At 48.6% G+C, this 19,689-nt stretch carries 17 protein-coding genes and 4 tRNA genes; 12 read left to right on the top strand and 9 right to left on the bottom strand.

Going from position 1 to position 19,689, the window contains the following annotated elements; all coding sequences use genetic code 11:
- Nucleotides 1–15: 15 nt before the first annotated feature.
- The 5 genes from EAO38_RS01220 to EAO38_RS01200 are packed head-to-tail and all read right to left on the bottom strand — an operon-like array spanning nt 16 to nt 4,945.
- Nucleotides 16–660, bottom strand: coding sequence for a LutC/YkgG family protein (locus tag EAO38_RS01220; RefSeq protein WP_121020416.1), 645 nt, complete (start codon nt 658–660; stop codon nt 16–18).
- Nucleotides 653–2,104 (bottom strand): LutB/LldF family L-lactate oxidation iron-sulfur protein, encoded by a 1,452-nt coding sequence (locus EAO38_RS01215; protein WP_121020415.1) that lies wholly within the window; start codon nt 2,102–2,104, stop codon nt 653–655. Before EAO38_RS01215 ends, EAO38_RS01220 begins: the two co-directional genes overlap by 8 nt.
- Complete coding sequence (locus tag EAO38_RS01210; protein WP_121020414.1) at nt 2,101–2,838, bottom strand: (Fe-S)-binding protein; 738 nt, start codon at nt 2,836–2,838, stop codon at nt 2,101–2,103. The genes EAO38_RS01215 and EAO38_RS01210 overlap by 4 nt, the downstream gene beginning before the upstream one ends.
- A 50-nt stretch (nt 2,839–2,888) precedes the next feature.
- Complete coding sequence (locus EAO38_RS01205) at nt 2,889–3,995, bottom strand: DNA type IV secretion system protein ComB10 (RefSeq protein WP_121020413.1); 1,107 nt, start codon at nt 3,993–3,995, stop codon at nt 2,889–2,891.
- On the bottom strand, nt 3,992–4,945 hold the full coding sequence (locus EAO38_RS01200; protein WP_235852450.1) for a TrbG/VirB9 family P-type conjugative transfer protein: 954 nt from the start codon (nt 4,943–4,945) through the stop codon (nt 3,992–3,994). Before EAO38_RS01200 ends, EAO38_RS01205 begins: the two co-directional genes overlap by 4 nt.
- Before the next feature lie 157 nt (nt 4,946–5,102).
- Between EAO38_RS01200 and mraY the strand changes: the two genes are divergently transcribed.
- The 7 genes from mraY (at nt 5,103) to EAO38_RS01165 (ending at nt 16,277) form a co-directional block, all read left to right on the top strand.
- Nucleotides 5,103–6,164 (top strand): phospho-N-acetylmuramoyl-pentapeptide-transferase, encoded by a 1,062-nt coding sequence (mraY, locus tag EAO38_RS01195; RefSeq protein WP_121020412.1) that lies wholly within the window; start codon nt 5,103–5,105, stop codon nt 6,162–6,164.
- Between the two features lie 67 nt (nt 6,165–6,231).
- Nucleotides 6,232–7,467 (top strand): UDP-N-acetylmuramoyl-L-alanine--D-glutamate ligase, encoded by a 1,236-nt coding sequence (murD, locus tag EAO38_RS01190; protein ID WP_121020411.1) that lies wholly within the window; start codon nt 6,232–6,234, stop codon nt 7,465–7,467.
- A complete protein-coding gene (locus EAO38_RS01185) occupies nt 7,467–9,350 on the top strand; it encodes a mechanosensitive ion channel family protein (RefSeq protein WP_205588318.1) in 1,884 nt (627 codons plus the stop codon). The genes murD and EAO38_RS01185 overlap by 1 nt, the downstream gene beginning before the upstream one ends.
- Before the next feature lie 9 nt (nt 9,351–9,359).
- Nucleotides 9,360–11,417 carry a methyl-accepting chemotaxis protein gene (locus tag EAO38_RS09395; RefSeq protein WP_328588078.1) on the top strand — a complete coding sequence of 686 codons (2,058 nt, stop codon included), beginning with the start codon at nt 9,360–9,362 and terminating at the stop codon, nt 11,415–11,417.
- A gap of 153 nt (nt 11,418–11,570) precedes the next feature.
- Entirely contained in the window at nt 11,571–13,637 is a 2,067-nt protein-coding gene (locus tag EAO38_RS09390) for a methyl-accepting chemotaxis protein (protein ID WP_121020410.1), read from the top strand.
- Nucleotides 13,638–13,720: 83 nt separating this feature from the next.
- Nucleotides 13,721–14,737 (top strand): ABC transporter permease, encoded by a 1,017-nt coding sequence (locus EAO38_RS01170; RefSeq protein ID WP_121020409.1) that lies wholly within the window; start codon nt 13,721–13,723, stop codon nt 14,735–14,737.
- Nucleotides 14,709–16,277, top strand: coding sequence for a dipeptide ABC transporter ATP-binding protein (locus EAO38_RS01165; RefSeq protein ID WP_121020408.1), 1,569 nt, complete (start codon nt 14,709–14,711; stop codon nt 16,275–16,277). The genes EAO38_RS01170 and EAO38_RS01165 overlap by 29 nt, the downstream gene beginning before the upstream one ends.
- Nucleotides 16,278–16,461: 184 nt before the next feature.
- Here the strand turns inward: EAO38_RS01165 and EAO38_RS01160 are convergent, their stop codons facing one another.
- The 4 genes from EAO38_RS01160 to EAO38_RS01145 all read right to left on the bottom strand — a co-directional run bounded on the left by EAO38_RS01160 (nt 16,462) and on the right by EAO38_RS01145 (nt 18,780).
- Nucleotides 16,462–16,929, bottom strand: coding sequence for a hypothetical protein (locus EAO38_RS01160; protein ID WP_121020407.1), 468 nt, complete (start codon nt 16,927–16,929; stop codon nt 16,462–16,464).
- Nucleotides 16,930–17,005: 76 nt separating this feature from the next.
- Nucleotides 17,006–17,305 (bottom strand): type II toxin-antitoxin system RelE/ParE family toxin, encoded by a 300-nt coding sequence (locus EAO38_RS01155; protein WP_121020406.1) that lies wholly within the window; start codon nt 17,303–17,305, stop codon nt 17,006–17,008.
- A 252-nt stretch (nt 17,306–17,557) separates the two neighbouring features.
- Nucleotides 17,558–18,013: a GntT/GntP/DsdX family permease gene (locus EAO38_RS01150; protein ID WP_121020405.1), complete on the bottom strand. Its 456-nt coding sequence runs from the start codon at nt 18,011–18,013 to the stop codon at nt 17,558–17,560.
- An 8-nt stretch (nt 18,014–18,021) separates the two neighbouring features.
- Nucleotides 18,022–18,780 carry a 3-hydroxybutyrate dehydrogenase gene (locus EAO38_RS01145; RefSeq protein WP_121020404.1) on the bottom strand — a complete coding sequence of 253 codons (759 nt, stop codon included), beginning with the start codon at nt 18,778–18,780 and terminating at the stop codon, nt 18,022–18,024.
- 167 nt (nt 18,781–18,947) lie between these two features.
- Between EAO38_RS01145 and EAO38_RS01140 the strand changes: the two genes are divergently transcribed.
- The 5 genes from EAO38_RS01140 (at nt 18,948) to EAO38_RS01120 (ending at nt 19,685) form a co-directional block, all read left to right on the top strand.
- Nucleotides 18,948–19,022 (top strand) — tRNA-Gly (locus EAO38_RS01140).
- A 24-nt stretch (nt 19,023–19,046) separates the two neighbouring features.
- The gene (locus EAO38_RS01135; protein ID WP_121020403.1) at nt 19,047–19,358 is read left to right on the top strand and encodes a TRL-like family protein; all 312 of its coding nucleotides are present in this window, start codon (nt 19,047–19,049) and stop codon (nt 19,356–19,358) included.
- 49 nt (nt 19,359–19,407) lie between these two features.
- Nucleotides 19,408–19,494: transfer RNA gene (locus EAO38_RS01130), tRNA-Leu, on the top strand.
- Nucleotide 19,495: 1 nt separating this feature from the next.
- Nucleotides 19,496–19,568: transfer RNA gene (locus tag EAO38_RS01125), tRNA-Cys, on the top strand.
- A gap of 29 nt (nt 19,569–19,597) precedes the next feature.
- A tRNA-Ser gene (locus EAO38_RS01120) sits at nt 19,598–19,685 on the top strand.
- The last annotated feature ends 4 nt before the right edge of the window (nt 19,686–19,689 follow it).

The raw sequence follows: 19,689 nt of genomic DNA, 5'->3' as shown, positions 1-19,689 counted from the left end.
TGTTTCTCCTTTGTATTAGTATAAAATGACGCACACGGCCATAGGGCCATGTACACCAAAGACGGTTTGTAACTCAATATCGGCCGTACGGCTGGGTCCGCCAATAAAGAGTAGGTTTGTGGGCAGTCTATCTGCCTTTTGGGCCTTTAAAGTGGCCAGTCCCTGTGCCAAGTCGCGCACAATGGCTGTTTTTTCCAATAAGAGAACGCACTTGAGCGTGATGAGCGAAGTGAGGCGAGGGGCAAGCGGAGAGGAGACCACGCCCACCATCCCCAAATTAGCCACCCCACACGCGCCCTTTAAAATGGCCGTGTCTATACTAAAAATCTCCTCTCTGAAATCCTCCACAGGCCTGTCATAGGGGATTTTTTGGTAGTGGTTTTCAGGGTCGATCGCTTCTAAGGCGCAGGGCAAATTGGTGGCGTGCAACACCTTTTGACTCTCAAAGGCCTTCAGAGCCGCCTGTATGTCCGTGGCCAAACTCTCAGGACTGGAATTAATCACCTCAGCGCGGTTAAGTGCTTGGAAGTGCTTGTACTCTTCTAGCAGATCCTCCTTAGTGTCCAAAATTAGGTTTTCAAAGGGCATGGCTTCAGAGGCGATCGTGTGGCGTTTGAGCGCGCTTTGGACACGCTCAAAGATAACCTGTTTGCTACTCATAAACCACCCCTTCTAAGGCCTTGACTTGGGCGTGCAAATTGGCATGCACTACGGGCATTTCGCGATGCTTGAGCCAGTGTTTGAGCACGGGCGTATAAACCCCCACCCACTTGCCCAGCGGCGCAACCCAGCCACTAAGCTTTAAAAACGTACGCCACAAACCCCCATTACAGGCCAACTTCGCAAAGGCTCTCATGCTCAATTCCTCTAGCTTGCTATGTTGGGTGTCTTTATAGCCCCGCACCACACCCCGCCCCTCGTGGCTTTTCTCTGCACGCAAATCCCTAATGAGCTCAGGAAGGGGAATTTTGACCGGGCACACCTCCCCACAACGCCCGCATAAACTGCACAGATTGGCGATGTGGGCGTAATTGTCCAACCCAAAGAGTTGGGGGGTGATCACCACGCCAATAGGTCCAGGGTAAGTGGCTAAGTAGGCATGCCCGCCGATTTTGTCATAAACAGGGCAATGGTTTAAACAAGTCCCACAGCGGATACAAGAGAGCGCGCGGTAATACTTTTCATCGGCCAAAATATTGCTACGGTTGTGATCCAATAGAATAATATGCACTTCCTTAGGGCCATCTAACTCGTCTTCCTGTCTGGGGCCTGTGATAATGTTTTGATAACAGGTAATGGGCACACCCACCGCGCTGGGGCAGAGTAGATTATTGAGAATCGCCGCATCTTCAAAGCTCTCCACCATTTTTTCAATCCCACAGATAGCCACATGGATGTCGCATGCAGTGGTGCACATGCGTCCATTACCCTCATTTTCTACCAGCCAAATCGCCCCCTCATTAGCGATCGCAAAATTCACTCCAGAGAGCCCCATTTTGAAGCCTTCAAACTCCCCGCGCATGTGCTTTCTAGCGATGCCATTAAGCTTTTCTGGCTCGCTTTCCAAAGGTGCGCCTAATTTCTCTTGAAAAATCTGCCCCACTTGGTGGCGGTTCTTGTGGATCGCTGGGACCACAATATGTACCGGGTGTTCGTCAATGAGTTGGATGATGAGCTCGCCTAGATCGGTTTCCTTAGCCACGATGCCTTTTTCATGCATGTATTGGTTTAGCCCGATTTCCTCGCTGGCCATGGACTTACCCTTTAAAATGCGGTCTACGCCCTTTTGCTTGGCCAGATCGTAGATAATGTCATTAGCCTCTTTGGCGGTGCTAGCATAGTGCACAACAAAGCCGTTCCTCGTGGCGTTTTCCTCAAAGCGTTGCAAGTACATGTCCAGTTGGGCTAAGACTTTGAGCTTGGCGTTCTTGCCCATCTCGCGCAAACGCTCCCATTGCGGGTAACGGCTACTCAGTAAATCCCTGCGCTTGTGAATCAAAGTGTCCATCGCCGATCGTAAATTAGTGCGCAGCTGCGCGTCCCCTAGTTTTTCAGTAATGACTTTTTCATAATCCTGATCGCTATGGGTTGTGGTGTGTGTCATGCAGGGCCTCCAATGCCCACTCTTTGGGCTAAAAAGTCATAGAAGTGCATCGCCTTCGTGTTGCTGTGCATTTTAGCCATCGCTCCGCTAATGTTTAACAAACAACCCGCATCTGCAGACAACACATACTCCACTTGGCGACTCTCGATGTCCTTGATTTTATCCTGCACCATGGCATAGGAAATCTCGGGCTCTTTGATTGCAAAAGTTCCCCCAAACCCGCAACACTCCTCCTCGCGCTCTAGTTCCACTAGCTCCACATTATCCAATTGGGCGATGAGCTTCTTAGCGCTCGCAACCACTTTAGAGACCCGCAAGGCATGGCAGTTGGAGTGCCAAGTAACCTTAATGGGCGCGCCCTTGTCCTCATAGCACACCCCTAATTGTTTGTCCAAGAATTCAGAGAGTTCAAAGACTCGCGCACAAAAGTGCCTGACTTCTTCATAGTCTGGATGCCCCTCAAAGAGTTCCAAATAGTCATGGGACATCATGCCCACGCAAGACCCGCTAGGCACGATGATGGGGTGATCTTGTGTGAAGAGTCGAATATTGTGCAAAGCGACTTGGCGGCTTTGATCGTAGTAGCCGGAGTTATAGCTAGGTTGCGCGCAACAGGTTTGATCTTTCTTAAAAACCACCTCAACCCCCTCTTTTTGGAGGAGTTTGATACAATTCAAGGCCGTATGGCTATAAACGCCTCCTCCTAAACAAGTCGCAAAAAAATACACTCTCATCCAAACTTCCTCATTCAGTAATTCAATCGGGCCATTATAGCCAAAGCCAATTAATGTTGGAAAAACTCGGCCATCACTTCGCCCTCTTTAGGAATGGGGAAAAAGATGTCCAAATTAGGTGAAATGAAAACTCGACTCCCCTCTTTGATGATGATGATGGGGTGTAACTTACCCTTATCTTTGAGGATTTGGGCGATGATTTGGTTTAAACCCATGCCTGTTTGGCGTGTCAATTGCATCAATAAAAAATCCCCAAACAAATTATTCTTGCCGGTTTTATTAGCGATGGCTGATGTGAGGGCGATCAACAACCCATTGGAAAGGGTGGAGACAAGCAAGGGCATGCCATAGCGTTGGAAATTATGTGTGATGACTTCACCCACTAGCCCGCTATAACCCTTGACATCAGCCCCCTTAGCATTGGTGAGCATGATATTGACCCCATGCGGGGTGATGATGCGCGTCCATACAATATTTAAGCGGTAATCCCCGATCTTATTGTCATTATTGTAGTAACCAATCACCTTAGAGCCCTTGGGGATCAAGACCGCTTTTCCCATGTTGGCAAAGACATCGCTCTCCACTTGGGCAATGACTTTGCCAGCCAATTGCGAACTAATGGGGGTGATCAAAAAGGCCGGAATGAGCTTGTCTGGAGTTAGGGTACGCAAGAGTTTGTTTTCATGGGTGGCAATATCCTTACTTTTGAGATTGTCAAAACCCTTAGAGCCATAATCTATTTCTAACCCCCCCTCTGGAATGTCTAAGGGCGGTTCTATTTCAAAGGCTTGGATGCGCGTAGCGAGCATGTCTAGGCGTTGCACTTCTTGTTCTTGTTCTAAAGTGTCTTGTACTGGGGGGGTGGGGGGTGGGGGTGGGGGGTGTTGTTTGGCTTGCTGGAGTTGGGTTTGCAGGGTTTCTATATAGCGCGCGTCTGCTTGGATTTTTGCTTGGAGTTGGGCGTAATCCTGGGGGGTGGGAGTGGGTGTTTGGGGTTCTTGAGGGGCTTCAAAGAGATAGTCAGAAAGGGGGTAATTGGGTTCTTCTAACTGGGGAGTTGGGGTGGGTGGAGTGGGGCGGTGTACCCATAAAGAAAGAGCGATAATACCCCCCATCGCGCCCAAAGTAATAAGAATTTTGCGCCCCCATTTGTTCATGGCTTGGTGCGGCGCACACAGGCGTGTTGTTTGCCTTCTCTAAGCGTCCATTTGTCTGCGATGTCTTCGGCGATCAAATAATCCCCCACAATACGCGTATTGATAGGATTATCATAACCATCCACGACTTTATAGAGCACGGGGAATTTGACTTGGGAGTGCTGGCGGTTGAATTTGAAATAAGTAAAATGCGCGTCATTGAAAATATCTAGGGGGGTGATGGCATTTTTGCGTTTAAAGCCAACCTTACACAGCCACAGACAGAACCACGCGCGTTTTCTCTCCTGCAAAAGGCGGTACCCCCTTTGAATCTGACTCTTTTCTACCAACATCACATTGGTGGCATCTCCAATCTTAAGATAATGTGAGTCGTCTTGGGTCTGCTCGCTGGGCGGGGCTTCTTCAAGAGGAGATTGCAAAAGGGCTTGGGGTTGTTCTTGGTGGGCAAAAAAATGCCGCTGGGAGACATAGACGCTTAGAGTGGGGTTTTTCGAACTAGTGAAGGTGGTCGAAAAGATGTAGAAGGCATAAATCTTGCCACTCTTGCCAATGACATCTAGATTCGAATCGATGCCAATTTGTAAAGGTTTGACTAAGAGTATATTGCTATTTTGGTGCGCGTCCGTGTTCAATACCTTACTGCTAAAACCCACCGAATCGCCCAAGATCACTTCTAAAATGGGTTCTTCAAAGACAAACATGGTTACCATAGCGTAGCGCAGGCGAATCCTGTGGGTTTCGCCTAAATGGTAGTCAATGAATAAAGTGTTGTCTAGGTCTTGGCGTTTCTTATAGAAAAAACTCTTCTGAATGGCGTTGAGATCTTGCATGGGATGGAGGGGGGCTTCTTCTTCCTCTTCTTGGGAGGGCTGTGCCACCACCCCGGGACTCTCAACCCCCCAAAGCCCCGCAGACAGCACAGCGACCATCACTAATTTTGAAAACTTCATGAGTGCATGCTAACACAAAATACTGCGGATCGCCATTAAGCCGCTCTCCTGCCTGTAGCCCTCCCTTTTTGCCACACTGGCTAGAAATGAGAGAATGAAGACAAGGATTAAGTAAAATTAAGCATAATACCCCCTTGATTCCATTGAAAGATTCGCCATGTTGTACTATCTTTATGCCTACTTCAATATCAATATTTTCCAATACTTGACCTTTCGAGCAGGGCTGGCCTTTTTTATGAGTTTCTTTGCCTGCGTGTATCTCATGCCCGCTTTTATCAAGTGGGCTAAGGCCACAAAAGCCAGCCAACCCATTTCTGAATTCATTCCTCACCAAAACAAAAAAGACACCCCCACGATGGGCGGGGTGGTGTTTTTGGGGACAACCATCGGAGCTTCCTGCTTGAGCGCGCGCCTAGATAACCCCTTTGTGTTGTTGGGGTTGTTTAGCCTGCTGGCCTTTGGGGGGATTGGCATGCAAGATGATTACACCAAAATCACACAAAAAAAGAATGCGGGCATTTCTGCGCGCTGGAAAATGGGTTTGCTCTTTTTGGTCTCTTTGTGCATCGCCTACGCGCTCTACACATTGATCGATGAGAAAAACCTCTATGTGCCCTTTTTGAAAACCCCCCTCTTCTCCTTCAAAAATCACCCAATTTTACTGCTAGGTTTTTGGGTACTGGTCTTTCTCTCCACCAGTAACGCCGTCAATCTCACTGATGGGCTAGATGGCTTGGCCACCGTGCCTAGTATTTGCGTGTTATTGAGCTTGAGTGTGTTTATTTATGTGGTGGGCAATGCGGAATTTAGCAAGTATTTGCTCTACCCCAAAGTGATCCACAGCGGGGAGGTGGTGGTGGTCTCTGCTGCGCTCATGGGGGCCTTGCTGGGCTTTTTGTGGTTTAATGCCTTTCCTGCTGAAGTGTTCATGGGAGATAGCGGGAGCTTGGGGATTGGGGGGTTTATTGCCTACATGGCCATTATCACCAATAATGAAATTTTATTAGTGTTGATGGGGTCGGTTTTTGTGCTAGAAGCCCTGTCGGTGATCTTGCAAATTAGCAGTTATAAGGTACGCAAAAAGCGCATTTTTGCCATGGCCCCTTTGCACCACCATTTTGAATCCAAGGGCTGGCCTGAAAATAAGATCATCTTGCGCTTTTGGATTGTGGCGATCTTAAGCAATCTTGTGGCCCTGCTCAGCCTCAAAGTGCGTTGATACTAAGTACTTTTTGGGTTTTTGTGTGCTAGACTTGCCCAAGTGTAATAAGTCAGGCGGTGGGTAGATGATCTCTTTACTTGGATATGGACGCACTAATCAGGCTTTTGCCGTTTATTTTGCCCAGCAGGGTTTGTCCTGCGCCATCTATGACGATGCGATCCACACCCCAGCCACCACGTCCCACAACCAGCCCCTGCTCCCCTCCAGTGCTTTTAACCCCGCCCACTCGTCTTTAGAGATTATCAGCCCCGGGATTCCCCCCCACCACCCTCTAGTGTTGGCTAGCCACCACTTGTGTAGCGAATATGATTACATCGCCCAGATCAAAACCCCCCCGCCTAGCTGTTTTGTGAGCGGCACCAATGGGAAGAGCACCACTACCGAGATGTTGGGCTTGCTCTGTGCGCCCTATGGGGCCCAAGTGGGCGGGAATATCGGCACGCCCCTAATCGAGCTTGAAGACGCGCCCTTGTGGATTTTAGAAACCAGCTCCTTTAGTTTGCACTACACCAAGCATTACGCCCCTGATTTTTATGTGCTATTGCCCTTAGCTCAAGATCATGTAAGTTGGCATGGGAGTTATGGCAACTATGTACGCGCCAAGCTCAAACCCCTCTGCCTAATGGCCCCTTCTAGCCCCGTGTGGCTAGAGGCGCGCTTGCAAGATCACCCCCTCGTGCGCCAAGTTTCCCAAAAGCCTGACAAGCCCGATTTTATCTTTTATGAAAACTCCGCGCATTTGGCTGATCGCATGGGCTTGGAAATTTCTAAGGTGCGCTTTGAAGAACCCTTTTTACTAGACGCGTTGCTGGCTTTGAGCGCAGCCAAAGCAGCGTGTGGGGAAGTGGATTACGATCGTCTCAACACCTACACCCTGCAACCCCACCGCCTGGAGATCTTTCAAGACGCGCTGGCGCGCACATGGGTTAATGACAGCAAGGCGACTAATGTGGATGCCACTTTAAAGGCTTTAGCCCGTTTTCAAGACCGCTTTGTGCATTTGATTGTGGGCGGGGATACCAAGCAAGTGGATTTAACCCCCCTCTTTGAAGTCTTGGCGCGCATGCAAACGCGCATTTATACCATTGGGGCCAGCGCGCAACAAATGTCCCAGATGGCTAGGGAATATGGGGTGTCGGCTCTGCGTTGTGGGGATGTGGCCAGCGCGGTGCGCGCGATCAAGGCGTGTTTAAAGCCCGACCAAGTGGCTTTGCTCTCGCCTAGCGCGGCTAGCTTAGATCAATTCAAATCTTATCAAGAACGCGGCGATCTCTTTAAAGCCTGTGTCTTGGAGTCCTGATGGCAATTGTGCGCGCGTTTTTACTCTGCTGTCTGTGCTTGTTGGGGGTTGTGCGGGCTGAAAGCGATCCCGATACTATCGATCTCTACTTGCTTTTAAAGCAGATCAGCCAGCTTAACCAGGTGATCGCGCGCTATGAAAAAGACCCCATCAAACGCTCAGAAGTCCCCCTTTATAGCGATCAAAAAAACGATCTCATCCACACCTTTGCTCTGCGCCTGCTCAATAGCCAAGAACATATCGGCATTGATATCGACCAGAATTTAAAGCAGCAGGCGCATCTCAAGCAGGTGTTGCTCAAAAGCAGTAAAAATAACGATCTGTACACATATGTATTGAGCACCCTAGAGCTCAAGAGCCTAGAAGCTGATCAACAGATTTATGATTTCTTGGAAAAATTGCGCACCTCTTTAGACTTCTTTAGCCAAGAAAAAGATGTCAAAAACCTTAGCATGGTGATCTTGCTCAAATTAGAGAGCGCGGCGGCTAAAAGTTATGTCCTCCCCCCTGACTTAGACGCGCTCAAGTTGCACCAGCTTCAAGAAAGCCTCAATAATTACAAGCTCAAACTCAAAACCTATCTAGAGGTGCTCCACTATATCCAAGCCCACCCCTCCCAGGTGCTCTCTAAAAATGTGCTATTCAACATCGACATGCATTGGATCTTGGATCGCATTGCCGGGGTCATCAACGCCATTTTTCCAAGTTCGCATGGACTCCAAAGCGCAAAGATTTTTCTCTCCCTAGCGCTCTTGTTGATCTTACTCACATTTAGAAAGCTCGCCACCGCGCTTTTTATGAAGGTGCTCGATCTCTTCGTGCGCTTCAGCCGCAAGGATCAACAAGTCCAGCAGAAAGTCCGCGACAGCATTCTAGCCCCCATCTCTACTTTCTTACTCATTTACAGCTTTGACATCTCCATAGATATTTTATACTACCCCCAGCCCGCCCCCCTCAAATTCAACATGTATTTAGGAGTGATCTACATCTGCTTGCTAGGTTGGCTAGGAATTGCCCTGTTTAAAGCCTATGGGGCAGCTCTTTTGGCAAGCTTGGCTTCTAAACGCAATGGTTTTAGACGCGAGGTGGTGAATTTGATTTTAAAAGTGGCCTATTTCTTCATTGTGATCATCATCATCTTAGCCGTGTTGAAGCAACTAGGCTTTAATATCTCGGCCATCATCGCTTCGCTGGGCATTGGCGGCTTGGCTGTGGCGTTAGCCGTGAAGGACTTGTTGGCTAATTTCTTCGCCTCCGTGATCTTGCTCTTGGATAATTCCTTTGGGCAGGGGGATTGGATTGTGTGCGGAGAAGTAGAAGGCACTGTAGTAGAGATGGGGCTTAGACGCACTACAGTAAGGGGCTTTGACAACGCGCTATTGTTCGTGCCCAATTCTGAGCTTGCGGGCAAATCGATTCGCAACTGGAATCGGCGCAAAGTGGGGCGGCGCATTAAAATGAATATCGGGTTGACTTATGGGTCTTCGCGCGAGAACTTAGCTAAATGCGTGTTGGCGATCCGCACCATGTTAGAACAACACCCCCACATCGCTCGATACGCCGATTTAGACGCGTCTGCCAAGCGCGAGCTCAACGCCCAGCATGACTACATCATGGATCGCGAACACATCGTGTCTATGGACGATTTGATGGGCTATAAATCTAATCTCTTTGTCTATGTGGACAATTTTGGGGACAGCTCCATCAATATTTTAGTATATTGTTTTTCTAAAACTGTGGTGTGGGGAGAGTGGTTGGCGGTGAAAGAAAATGTCATGCTAGAGATCATGCGCATTGTCGAAGAATTGGGCTTGAGTTTTGCTTTCCCCTCTCAGAGTGTGTATTTAGAGAGTGTGCCTAGCGATTTGAAGCGGAGTTGGTAAAGGAGAGTTGTGTTTAAAAATCTCAAGCTAGGGGTCAGAAGCGTTTTGATGAACTCCATCATCTTGGTCATTTCTTTCGCCCTCGTGGGGGCGTATTTCATTCACGAAACAACAGAAATGCTCGTCAATGATGCAGATAAGACAGTGCAGAGCCAAGCTCTAAACAGGGCTAAAATGATCGTCTTAGAGCTCAATAGCCTTGCCCAGTCTTTGGCGCATTATGTCGCTTATTTTTCTGATGACGGGTTTTCTTTATTGCAAAAGGCTTCTGATCAAGCGCTCTCACACAATGTCGAAAAGCTTGTGTTGAACAAGCATTTTGTACGCGAAGCGTGGCTGGTGTTTTTGCAAAATAAACAGCCCATCAAGAGCTATACGGCATTTGAAGAACCCGATGAAACGGTCGAATTTTTCCACAATGCTCCCTTGATTTTGCAATCCCCCCTAGTGGCTCAGGTTATACAAGACCCCAAACCCATCCGCTCTCGAGTGGATTTTACCCCCCTTGTCAATGGTACAACGCGTTTTGGGACAACCATTGCCATGCCTATCTTTGATTCTAAAAAAAACTTGGTGGCGGTGGCTGGGATTTTCATCAACATGGAAATGTTGCAGGATACGTATTTTCCTACCAGTACGAGTGATAATGGATTTTTCATGGGAGGGGGGAATCGCATCTTGGCGATCAATCGTGATCACAGCTTGCAGGGCAAGACCTTCCATGACGTGATGAAGACCCGCGAAGCTAAGGCAATTGAAGAGTTTAGAGAAAAAGCTCAAGAAAATACCATGACCCATAACATCTTTTATTCTGATGTCCTCAAATCAGAGGCGATCTTTGCTCTGTACACATTCCACCCCTTTAAAACGATCAAACAGGGGCATAATTGGATGATTGGGGCAGTGATTTCCAAAAAAGATTTACAAAAACACATCGATAAAATGCGCTGGGAGATCGTCATCATCATCGCGATCATGCTCGCCCTCACGATGAGCGCGGTCTTTTTATACATCCATTACAGCATCGTTAAGCGCATACAATGCGTTTCTGGCACTTTAGATCGCTTTTTCCAATTACTCAGCCACAAAGAGGTGTCCATCACCTTTCATGAATCTGGCTATCATGACGAAATAGGCCACATGCTCGCTAGCATTAATGAGAATGTCTTGAGAATTCAGACGAATTTTCAAAGCGATAACGAAATCTTAGCCGATGTGATCTCTGTGGCCTCCGCAGTAGAACAGGGCCGCATCACCCAGCGCATCCATGCTAGAGCTAGCACCCCCAATGTCGCCAAGCTGATACAGACCATCAACACCATGATAGATTTCTTAGAGAAACGCGTGGGCGCGGATTTAAACCATATCTTAGAAGTGGTGCGCGCCTATCAAGATTTGGACTTCACGTCCAAACTCCAGCGTGCCAAAGGGGATTTTGAAATCGCCACCAACCAGCTAGGCACGGAGATCATTAGAATGTTGCGCACGTCTTCAGACTTTGCCAAGATTCTCAATGACAAATGTCTAGGCTTGAATCACAGCATGGAGACATTGGTCGCTAAGTCCACCCAGCAGTCCGCAGAGATCAAGCACACCACCCACAGCATCGAGGCGATCACCCAGCGTATTAGCGATGTGAGCAATAAGAGCGATAGCATGATCGCCCAAAGTCATGAGATCAAAAATGTTGTAGAAATGATCTCAGAGATTGCCGATCAAACCAATTTATTAGCCCTGAACGCCTCTATCGAAGCCGCGCGCGCGGGCGAACATGGGCGTGGCTTTGCCGTGGTGGCTGATGAGGTGCGCAAACTGGCCGAGCGCACCCAAAAGTCTTTGGGCGAAATTGAGTCTAATATTAATGTCTTGGTACAAAGCATCGCAGAGAACTCCAGCGCGATCAAGGAGCAGGCAGACGCAGTGTTGGGCATCAATAAATTCATCACCCAATTTGATGTAAATTTAAGCCATAATGTAGACATTGCCAACAAATGCCTCTTGATTAGCAAGGACATCGAAACCATTGCCACGGATATCCTAGATGACACCAGTAAAAAGAAATTTTAAGGTAAAATATGCTACACCCACCAGCTCACCAGCTCACCAGCTCACCAGCTCACCAGCTCACCAGCTCACCAGCTCACCTGTGTTTTTGTCCCTGTTAGAGATTGAACCCTTCGGGGTGTTTGAAGCGCCCAACAGTCTTTAAGGAGAGATGGCATGTTTACGAATCTAAAATTAGGCACTAAGATTGTTTTAGTCATTTCCGTGGTCCTCTTTGTGCTCTTTGGGGTGCTGGGGTTTGTTTTGCTCACCAACGCCAACATCACGATGAATCGCAATGCGCGCGCCATTCTCAAAGAACAGACCATCATCAAGGCCAATAATGTGGTCCACGCCTTGGGTTCTATCGCGCATGCTATTTCCAATTTTGCCGGTTATGTCGCCTCTGCCCCCCAAATTTTAAAAGAAGACACCAAAATACAGGACATGCTCGTAAATCTCATCCAAACTGATGAAAGAGGGCATATTCGCGAAGCCTTCTTAGTAACGCTGGATGCAAAGTGGCAACCAACCAGTAGTGTTGGGGCGTTTAAAGGCAAGAATGAAAAGATCCAGTTCTACCACGATGACCCCAATATTTTAAGTTATGAGCCCGTGCAAGCGGTCTTGAAAACCCAAGAAAACGCTAGAAGCAAAACCTACTTTACACCCCTATTAGGCGGGAATAGGATCTTTGGCAATATCATCGCGGTCCCGGTTAAAATCCGTGGCAAGATGGTCGCCGTGGTGGGGGTTTTTACAGATTTTGAGCGTCTCCAAAACCAGTTTTTCCCCAACAATGGCCAAAACGGGTTTTTGATCGGACGCACCAACGACATCCTAGCCCTGCAAGCCAATCATAGTCTACAAGGCAAGCAGTTCAAGGACATCATGCGCGATGCGCGCACCCAAGAGATTTTAGATTTTAGAGAGCACGCCCAATCCAAAACTACCAAAATACTCAATTGGTACAGCGATGTTACCCAAAAAGAGATGCTGGTGGTTCTTTATGCCCTTAAGCCCTATAATTCGATCCTACCCAATGCCAATTATAATTGGGTTGTGGGCGCGAGCATAGCCAAAGACGAGGTTTTAAAGGATCTCTACACCATGCGCAAGGTCATCATCGTGGGCGGGTTGTTGACATTAGCCTTTGTAGGGCTGGCGATTTCTTTCTTTGTCTATAGCCAAGTCATCAAGCGTTTAGAGCGCATGTTTACTATGTTGCGCGCCTTTTTCAAGCTCATCCAACACGAACAAGAGACCAAAATCCCCACCTATCCCGTGCGCTACAACGATGAGATCGGCTTAATGGCCCAGCAGATCATTGCCAATATCAAGCGTGTCCAAGCCACTTTTGAAGCGGACAACGCCATGGTGGCGCACGCGACTTTGAACGCCACCAATGTGGAAAAAGGGATCATCGTCTCTAAGAATTTGGAATGCAAACAGGGGTGTACCCCCCAACTGTGCGATCTCCTCTTCACCTTGCATTCCATGATCACGGGTTTAGAAAAGAACATTGGCGCGGACATCAATAAGATTTTAGACGTGGTGCGCGCGTATCAAAACTTGGATTTCACCCATAAGATCGAGCCCGCGCACGGGGACGTGGAACTGGCCATCAACCGCCTAGGCGCAGAGATCACCAGGATGTTACAAATTTCTTTAGACTTCGCCAACAGCTTGGGGGCCAAAGCCTCAGGCCTCAAGGAGAGCATGGACAAACTCATGGAAAACTCCGCCCAACAATCTGCCGAAGTCAAGCACACCACCCAAAACATCGAAGTGATCACCCAGCGTATTAGCGATGTGAGCGATAAGAGTGATAGCATGATCGCCCAAAGCGAAGAGATCAAAAGCGTGGTGGATGTGATTCGCGACATCGCCGATCAAACCAATTTGCTAGCCCTCAATGCGGCTATTGAAGCGGCTAGAGCGGGCGAACATGGGCGTGGCTTTGCCGTGGTGGCTGATGAAGTGCGCAAACTGGCCGAGCGCACCCAAAAGTCTTTGGGCGAAATTGAGTCTAATATTAATGTCTTGGTACAAAGCATCGCAGATAATTCCAACGCGATCAAAGAACAGGCCGATGCGGTGCTCAGTATTAACCAAATCATCGCGCGTTTTGATACGAACCTGACTCGCAATATGCAGATTGCCAACGAATGCCTGAACATTAGCCAAGATGTAGAACACATTGCTAGCAACATCTTAGAGGACACCAATAAGAAAAAGTTCTAAATAAAAAAAGTTCTAAACACACTTGACTCAGCCCTTTTGGTGTTTGTTTGCGCTAGAATAACGCATCGCTAAAAGGGGTTGTTGTGGTGAGTGTACATGCGAGGCGTTGGCGGGCGTTTAAGGAGAATAGGCGGGCGTTGTGGGCGTTGGTGCTCTTCCTTGTTTTGTTCGTGCTCTGCTTGGGCGCGGAGTTGTGGGTGAATGACAAGCCCTTATTCATCTATAAGGATCACAAAGCGTATTTCCCCATCTTTAAAGATTACCCAGAAACCGCTTTTGGGGGGGACTTTTACACCAGCGCGGATTATAACGACCCCTATGTCAAAAACCACCTCCTCAAAGACGCGTTTGTGATTCGCCCTCTGATCCCCTATTCTTACGACACCATTGTGATGGATTTAAAGCAGAGCGCGCCCACCCCGCCTAGTTGGCAACATTGGCTGGGCACAGACGATCAAGCCCGCGATGTGTTGGCAAGGCTTGTCTATGGCTACCGGGTTTCTATCCTCTTTGCGCTGTTATTGAGTGCTTTTAGCGTGGTGGTAGGCGTGGGGGTGGGGGCGTTTCAAGGCTATTATGGGGGGCTTTTAGACCTCTTAGGGCAACGCTTTATAGAGATCTGGAGCGGAATCCCCATGTTATTTTTACTCATCATTCTTTCAAGCATGTTCACCCCTAGCTTTTGGTGGCTCTTAGCTTTGGTGCTAGCCTTTTCTTGGATGGGTTTAGCCCAAGTGGTGCGCACCGAGTTTTTCAGGGGGCGCAATATGGACTATGTGCGCGCTTCTTATGCTTTAGGGGTGAGCGATGCGCGCGTGATTTTCTATCATATTCTGCCCAATGCGATGGTGGCGACCACGACCTACATCCCCTTTATCATGGCCGGCAGTATAGGGGCGTTGGCAAGTTTAGATTTCTTGGGCTTTGGCATGCCCATTGGGAGCGCGTCTTTAGGGGAACTTTTAGAACAGGGCAAGAACAATCTTTACGCCCCGCATTTAGCCTTAGTGGGCTTTTTTGCGATCGCGCTATTATTGTCTATTCTAGTTTTTATCGGGGAAGGAGTGCGCGATGCCTTTGATGCCACCAATTTCAAATAGCCCGTTGTTGCGCTTGGATCGCGTGAGCGCGCGCGTGGGGCAGGATTTCTTATTACAAGACATTAGCATTAAAATAGAGAAGGCACAAAGAGTGGCTCTAGTGGGGGAGAGTGGGAGCGGGAAGAGCTCACTAGCCCGTTTGATTTTGCAACTCACCCCCCTTGTGCGCCCCCTAAGGGGTAAGATTCTCTTTGAAGATCAAGACCTCTTGGGCTTAAAGCCCGCGCAATTGCGCGCCATCAGGGGTAAGGACATCGCCTACATCGCTCAAGAGCCCCTAAGCGCACTCAACCCCCTCCACAAGATCAAAACCCAAATTACTGAGAGCTTGCGCCTGCACCAAAGCTGCCCCAAACAAGAGTTTGCCACCCGTCTTGAAGAGGCGATGAATCAAGTGGGCTTGGGGATGGACTTGCTAGAGCGTTACCCTTACCAACTCAGTGGGGGGCAAAACCAGCGTGTGGCGATCGCGATGAGCATTATCAACCGCCCCAAGCTCTTGATCTGTGATGAACCCACCACCGCCCTAGACGCACAGGTACAAATGCAGATTTTAGAATTGCTTAAAACTCTAAGCATACAAAACCACATGGCGATCTTGCTCATCAGCCATGATCTAGGCGCGGTGCAGTGGTTGGCTGAATATGTCTATGTCTTGCAGGGCGGGCAGCTGTGCGAACACAACGCGATTGACACTTTATTCAAACACCCCGCCCACCCCACAACAAGGCTACTCTTAGAAGCGCGCCATCTCCCGCACAAAAAACCCCTACAACAGGGGCAAGAAACCCTAAGATTACAAGATTTTGGGGTGCATTATGTGCAAAAACGCTTTTTAGGGGCTAATAAGGTGCGCATCGCCATCCAGGGGGTGAATTTATGCCTGCATGCGCGCCAAACTTTGGGGATTATCGGGGAGAGCGGGAGCGGGAAGAGTTCGCTCGCTCTAGGGATTTTAAAGCTCATCGCCTCAGTAGGGGAGCAATTTGTCTTAGGGCAGAGTGTGAGTCAGCTCAATCGCAAGAGTTTTAAGCCCTACCGCAAGTCTTTACAAATGGTGTTTCAAAACCCCTATGCCTCCTTAAACCCGCGTTGGAGTGTGCAAGAAATCTTACTAGAGGCGTTTCATGGAGTGGGGGGTAAGGGGAGTATACAAGCCGCGCAAGCTAGCTTAGAGGCGGTGGGCTTGGAGGCAAAATATCTCACTTACTACCCCTTTGAGCTCAGCGGGGGGCAACGCCAACGCGTGGCGATCGCCCGGGCGATCCTCTTGCACCCCCAAGTGGTGGTGATGGATGAACCCACCTCAGCGCTGGATAAGAGCATGCAAAAGGTGGTGCTGGGTTTGTTATTAGAATTGCAAGAAAAGCTCGATCTAAGCTATCTTTTTATTAGCCATGATTTAGATGTGATCGAGAGCATTTGTGATTTTGTCTTGGTCGTAGAAAAGGGGCGGGTGGTGGAGAGCGGGAGTGTAGAGAGCGTCTTTAGCGCGCCCAAAAACCCCTATACCAAAAGGCTGTTAGAAACCAAGCTTTAATCGCCCTCAGTTTTTGCCTAGAAAACAAAGATTGGACAATCATGTCTTAATAAATCCCCACACTAGCCAAGAGCATCCCCACCACTAGGGCAAAATGGGGATGATCACCGCCACAACAGCAATGTCCTTATAGCTTTGCTTGTGAGTCATCCCTGTGATGGTGAGCAAGGTGAGCACCGCCCCATTATGGGGCAGGGCATCTAGCCCACCTGAAGAAATAGAGGCGACCCTGTGGAACAACTCCAGGGGGATGTGTGCGCTTGTGGCAAGAGCGGCGTATTTTGCCCCTAGGGCTTTCTAGGGCGATGCCCATGCCCCCTGAGGCCGAGCCAGTCGCCCCCGCTAGAATATTAATTGTGATGGCTTCTGTGATGAGGGGATTGAACTTGGTACTTAAAAAGTGATTGGCTAAAGTTTGGAAGCTAGGCATCACTTTCACCACGGAGCCAAAGCCCACCGCCGCACAGGTGTTGATGAGGGCTAGAATCGAATCCTTTGCCCCTGCATTGATCGCCCCTACGAAGGCCTTATAGTGCCGCATGCTCAAGAGCAAAATTAAAATAATCCCACCTAAGAGGGCGTAAATGACAGAGAGTTTAAAGACATTCAAGGCGCACACCACGCATAAAAGGGGCAAAAGCGCAAGCCACACGGGCGGGGTGTTGGGGCTTAAGGCGGCTAATAAAATAGCCCCACACGTCTATAATAATGTAGAGCAATACTAAAAACTACTTGAATACCTTATTATGCTTGCCCAAGCGCGCTAATTCTAAAGACGCACCCACCGAGCGATAAATCAATACTAAATCAGGTTTTACATGACAATCTTGATAACTTAAATTACCTTTCACTCTATGATTAGCATATTTAATAGGGATTACTCTTTGCGATTGTAGAATATAAATTGTAGATAATAGCTCAAATAGATCGTTATTACTCAGTTTTTTGAGGGCGCGTTTGAAAGAACTAGAAACGCGACAGCCCATTTCCATAATTTTCAACAAAACTAAACGATATTGCGAACGCATGTTGATATCCTTTCTTGCGTCAAAATATGCTTGAAAACCAAGGCCCAAAAAAATACTCCTCTAACCCGGGATAAAACCAAAGCTCCAACTACAGGAGTTTTGGAGATCGGATTCTAGCGATATAAACCTAAAATATAGCTTTGTTACAATGGATGCGAATCGATGAGGAGTGTACGATGGAGTTAGAACGGTATGTCTATGGGATCTTTTTTTGTGGCGGCGTTCAGCGCGGGGCTGGTGGACTTGATGGCATTAGGAATCCCCCCCATATGGTGCTAGCCACCAATAAATTACAAAGTAGTTTGGGAGTTTCACTGCCGCGCTGAGTTTCTGCTTAAATGGCATGGTGGCTTTGAGAGAAGTCGCCTTTGGGGTGGGCTGTGTGGTGGTAGGCGCGGCACAGGCTAAAACCACCCCTAAAATGGCGCGCTTTTGCCCTAAAGTTTGGGCGATGAGTTTAGCAATCGCACTAGCCATACCGCTCATCTCCATTAACTTGCCAAAAATAGCCCCGAGCATAAAGATAGGAAACCACACCTTAGCAAAGGCGCAAAACCCGCCCATATAGGTATGCGTGTAAGTGTTTAGCCAATCTAGCCCACCACAAATAGCCACCACTCCGGCGGCAATGGGCGCAACCCACACAATTGACCAGCCCAAATACGCTAAGACCATCAACACCCCTAAGCCTAAGAGAATGCCTAACACATGCGCTCCTATTGTGCGGTGTAGCCACCATCAATCACAAAGGACTGCCCCGTGATGTTCTTGGCTGCATCGCTCACTAGAAAAAGGGCGAGTTTAGCGATGTCTTCAATGGCGATCAAGCACTTTTGAGGGATGAGTGGGTAGAGGATCTTTTCTAGAGCTTCTTGTGCGCTCATTTGGCGGGTTTTGGCCAAGTCGGCCAACTGGTTGCGCACTAAGGGGGTATCCACATAGCCCGGGCAAATGGCATTAGCCGTGATATTGAAAAGCGCACCCTCTAGAGCGCAAACTTTAGTCAGCCCAATAAGTCCGTGTTTAGCACTATTGTAAGCGGCCTTGCCTACAAAGCCTATCAGGCCATTGATGGATGCCATGTTGAGGATACGCCCGAATTTTTGCGCCTTCATTGAAGGAAAAGCATATTTGGTGAGCATGAAAGGCCCCACTAACTCCACCTGCAACATTTTATTAAACACTGCTGTAGGGAAGTCTTCAAGCAAGGCGACATGTTGGAAGCCGGCATTATTGATGAGCACATCCACAGAACCAAAAGTTTTTTGGGTTTGTGCGATGAGATTCAAACAAGAGTCCTCGCTGGCCACATCACAGGGGATAAAGATCGCATTTTTGGAGGGTGTGGCGGTGGCCACTTGTTTTAAAGCTTCTTGATTCAAATCCGAAAAAACCACCTTGTGCCCTTCTTGTAAAAAGGCTTGCGCTACGCCTAGCCCAATCCCACTAGCACTCCCAGTAATGACAACAACCATGGCAACTCTCTAATCCTAGGATAGATTTATGCTAGCATATTTTGGTATGGGTTTTAGTAATGGGAGTGCAGTTTTAGGCGTTTGAGCGTGGGGGTATTGCTTTTGTATAGGAGGGCCATTTTAAACTATTGACTTCTTAAAAAATTCGTGCTAGAATTGCGACTTTTGCGGGAATAGCTCAGTGGTAGAGCACGACCTTGCCAAGGTCGGGGCCGCGGGTTCGATCCCCGTTTCCCGCTCCATTTTTGATTTTAGAGGGGCAGTTGATGTTGCGTGTGGTTAAGCTTGCGGGTGTGGGTGCGTGCGCGGGAATTTTGATGGCGGGTTGTGGTACTTCTATCCCTGTGGGCGCTCTTTATACAGATGTGAAAGTTCCGGTTTCGGGTAATGGAAAGCACCATTCTAAGACTGGAGAGGCAAGTTGTACCAGCATTCTCAGCCTCATTGCTATTGGCGATTGCTCCGTAGAAGCAGCCGCTAAAGCGGGGGGCGTGAGTAATATTAAATCCGTGGATCGTAAAGTAGTTAATTATTTGGGAATCTACGGCAGGTACACGACCGTCGTCAAAGGCGATTGATCGTCCACCTTGAAAACGCTTGGTGTCTTCGAACGCCACGCGTTCGTTTGCCCAGGTGGTGGAATAGGTAGACACAAGGGACTTAAAATCCCTCGGTAGCAATACCGTGCCGGTTCAAGTCCGGCTTTGGGCACCATGGCGACGTAGCCAAGTGGTAAGGCATGGGTCTGCAAAACCTTGATCCCCGGTTCAAATCCGGCGTCGCCTCCAATATTTGCGATTTAACTTTTCTACATTGACGGGAGATGGCTGAGTGGTTGAAAGCGGCGGTCTTGAAAACCGTTGAGGTGAGAGCCTCCGGGGGTTCGAATCCCTCTCTCCCGGCCAGCAT

It is taken from the genome of Helicobacter vulpis, from assembly GCF_003660395.1.
Lineage (GTDB): Bacteria > Campylobacterota > Campylobacteria > Campylobacterales > Helicobacteraceae > Helicobacter > Helicobacter vulpis.
The sequence above is the reverse complement of the archived record's forward strand: the minus strand, read 5'-3'. Positions and strand labels throughout refer to the sequence as shown.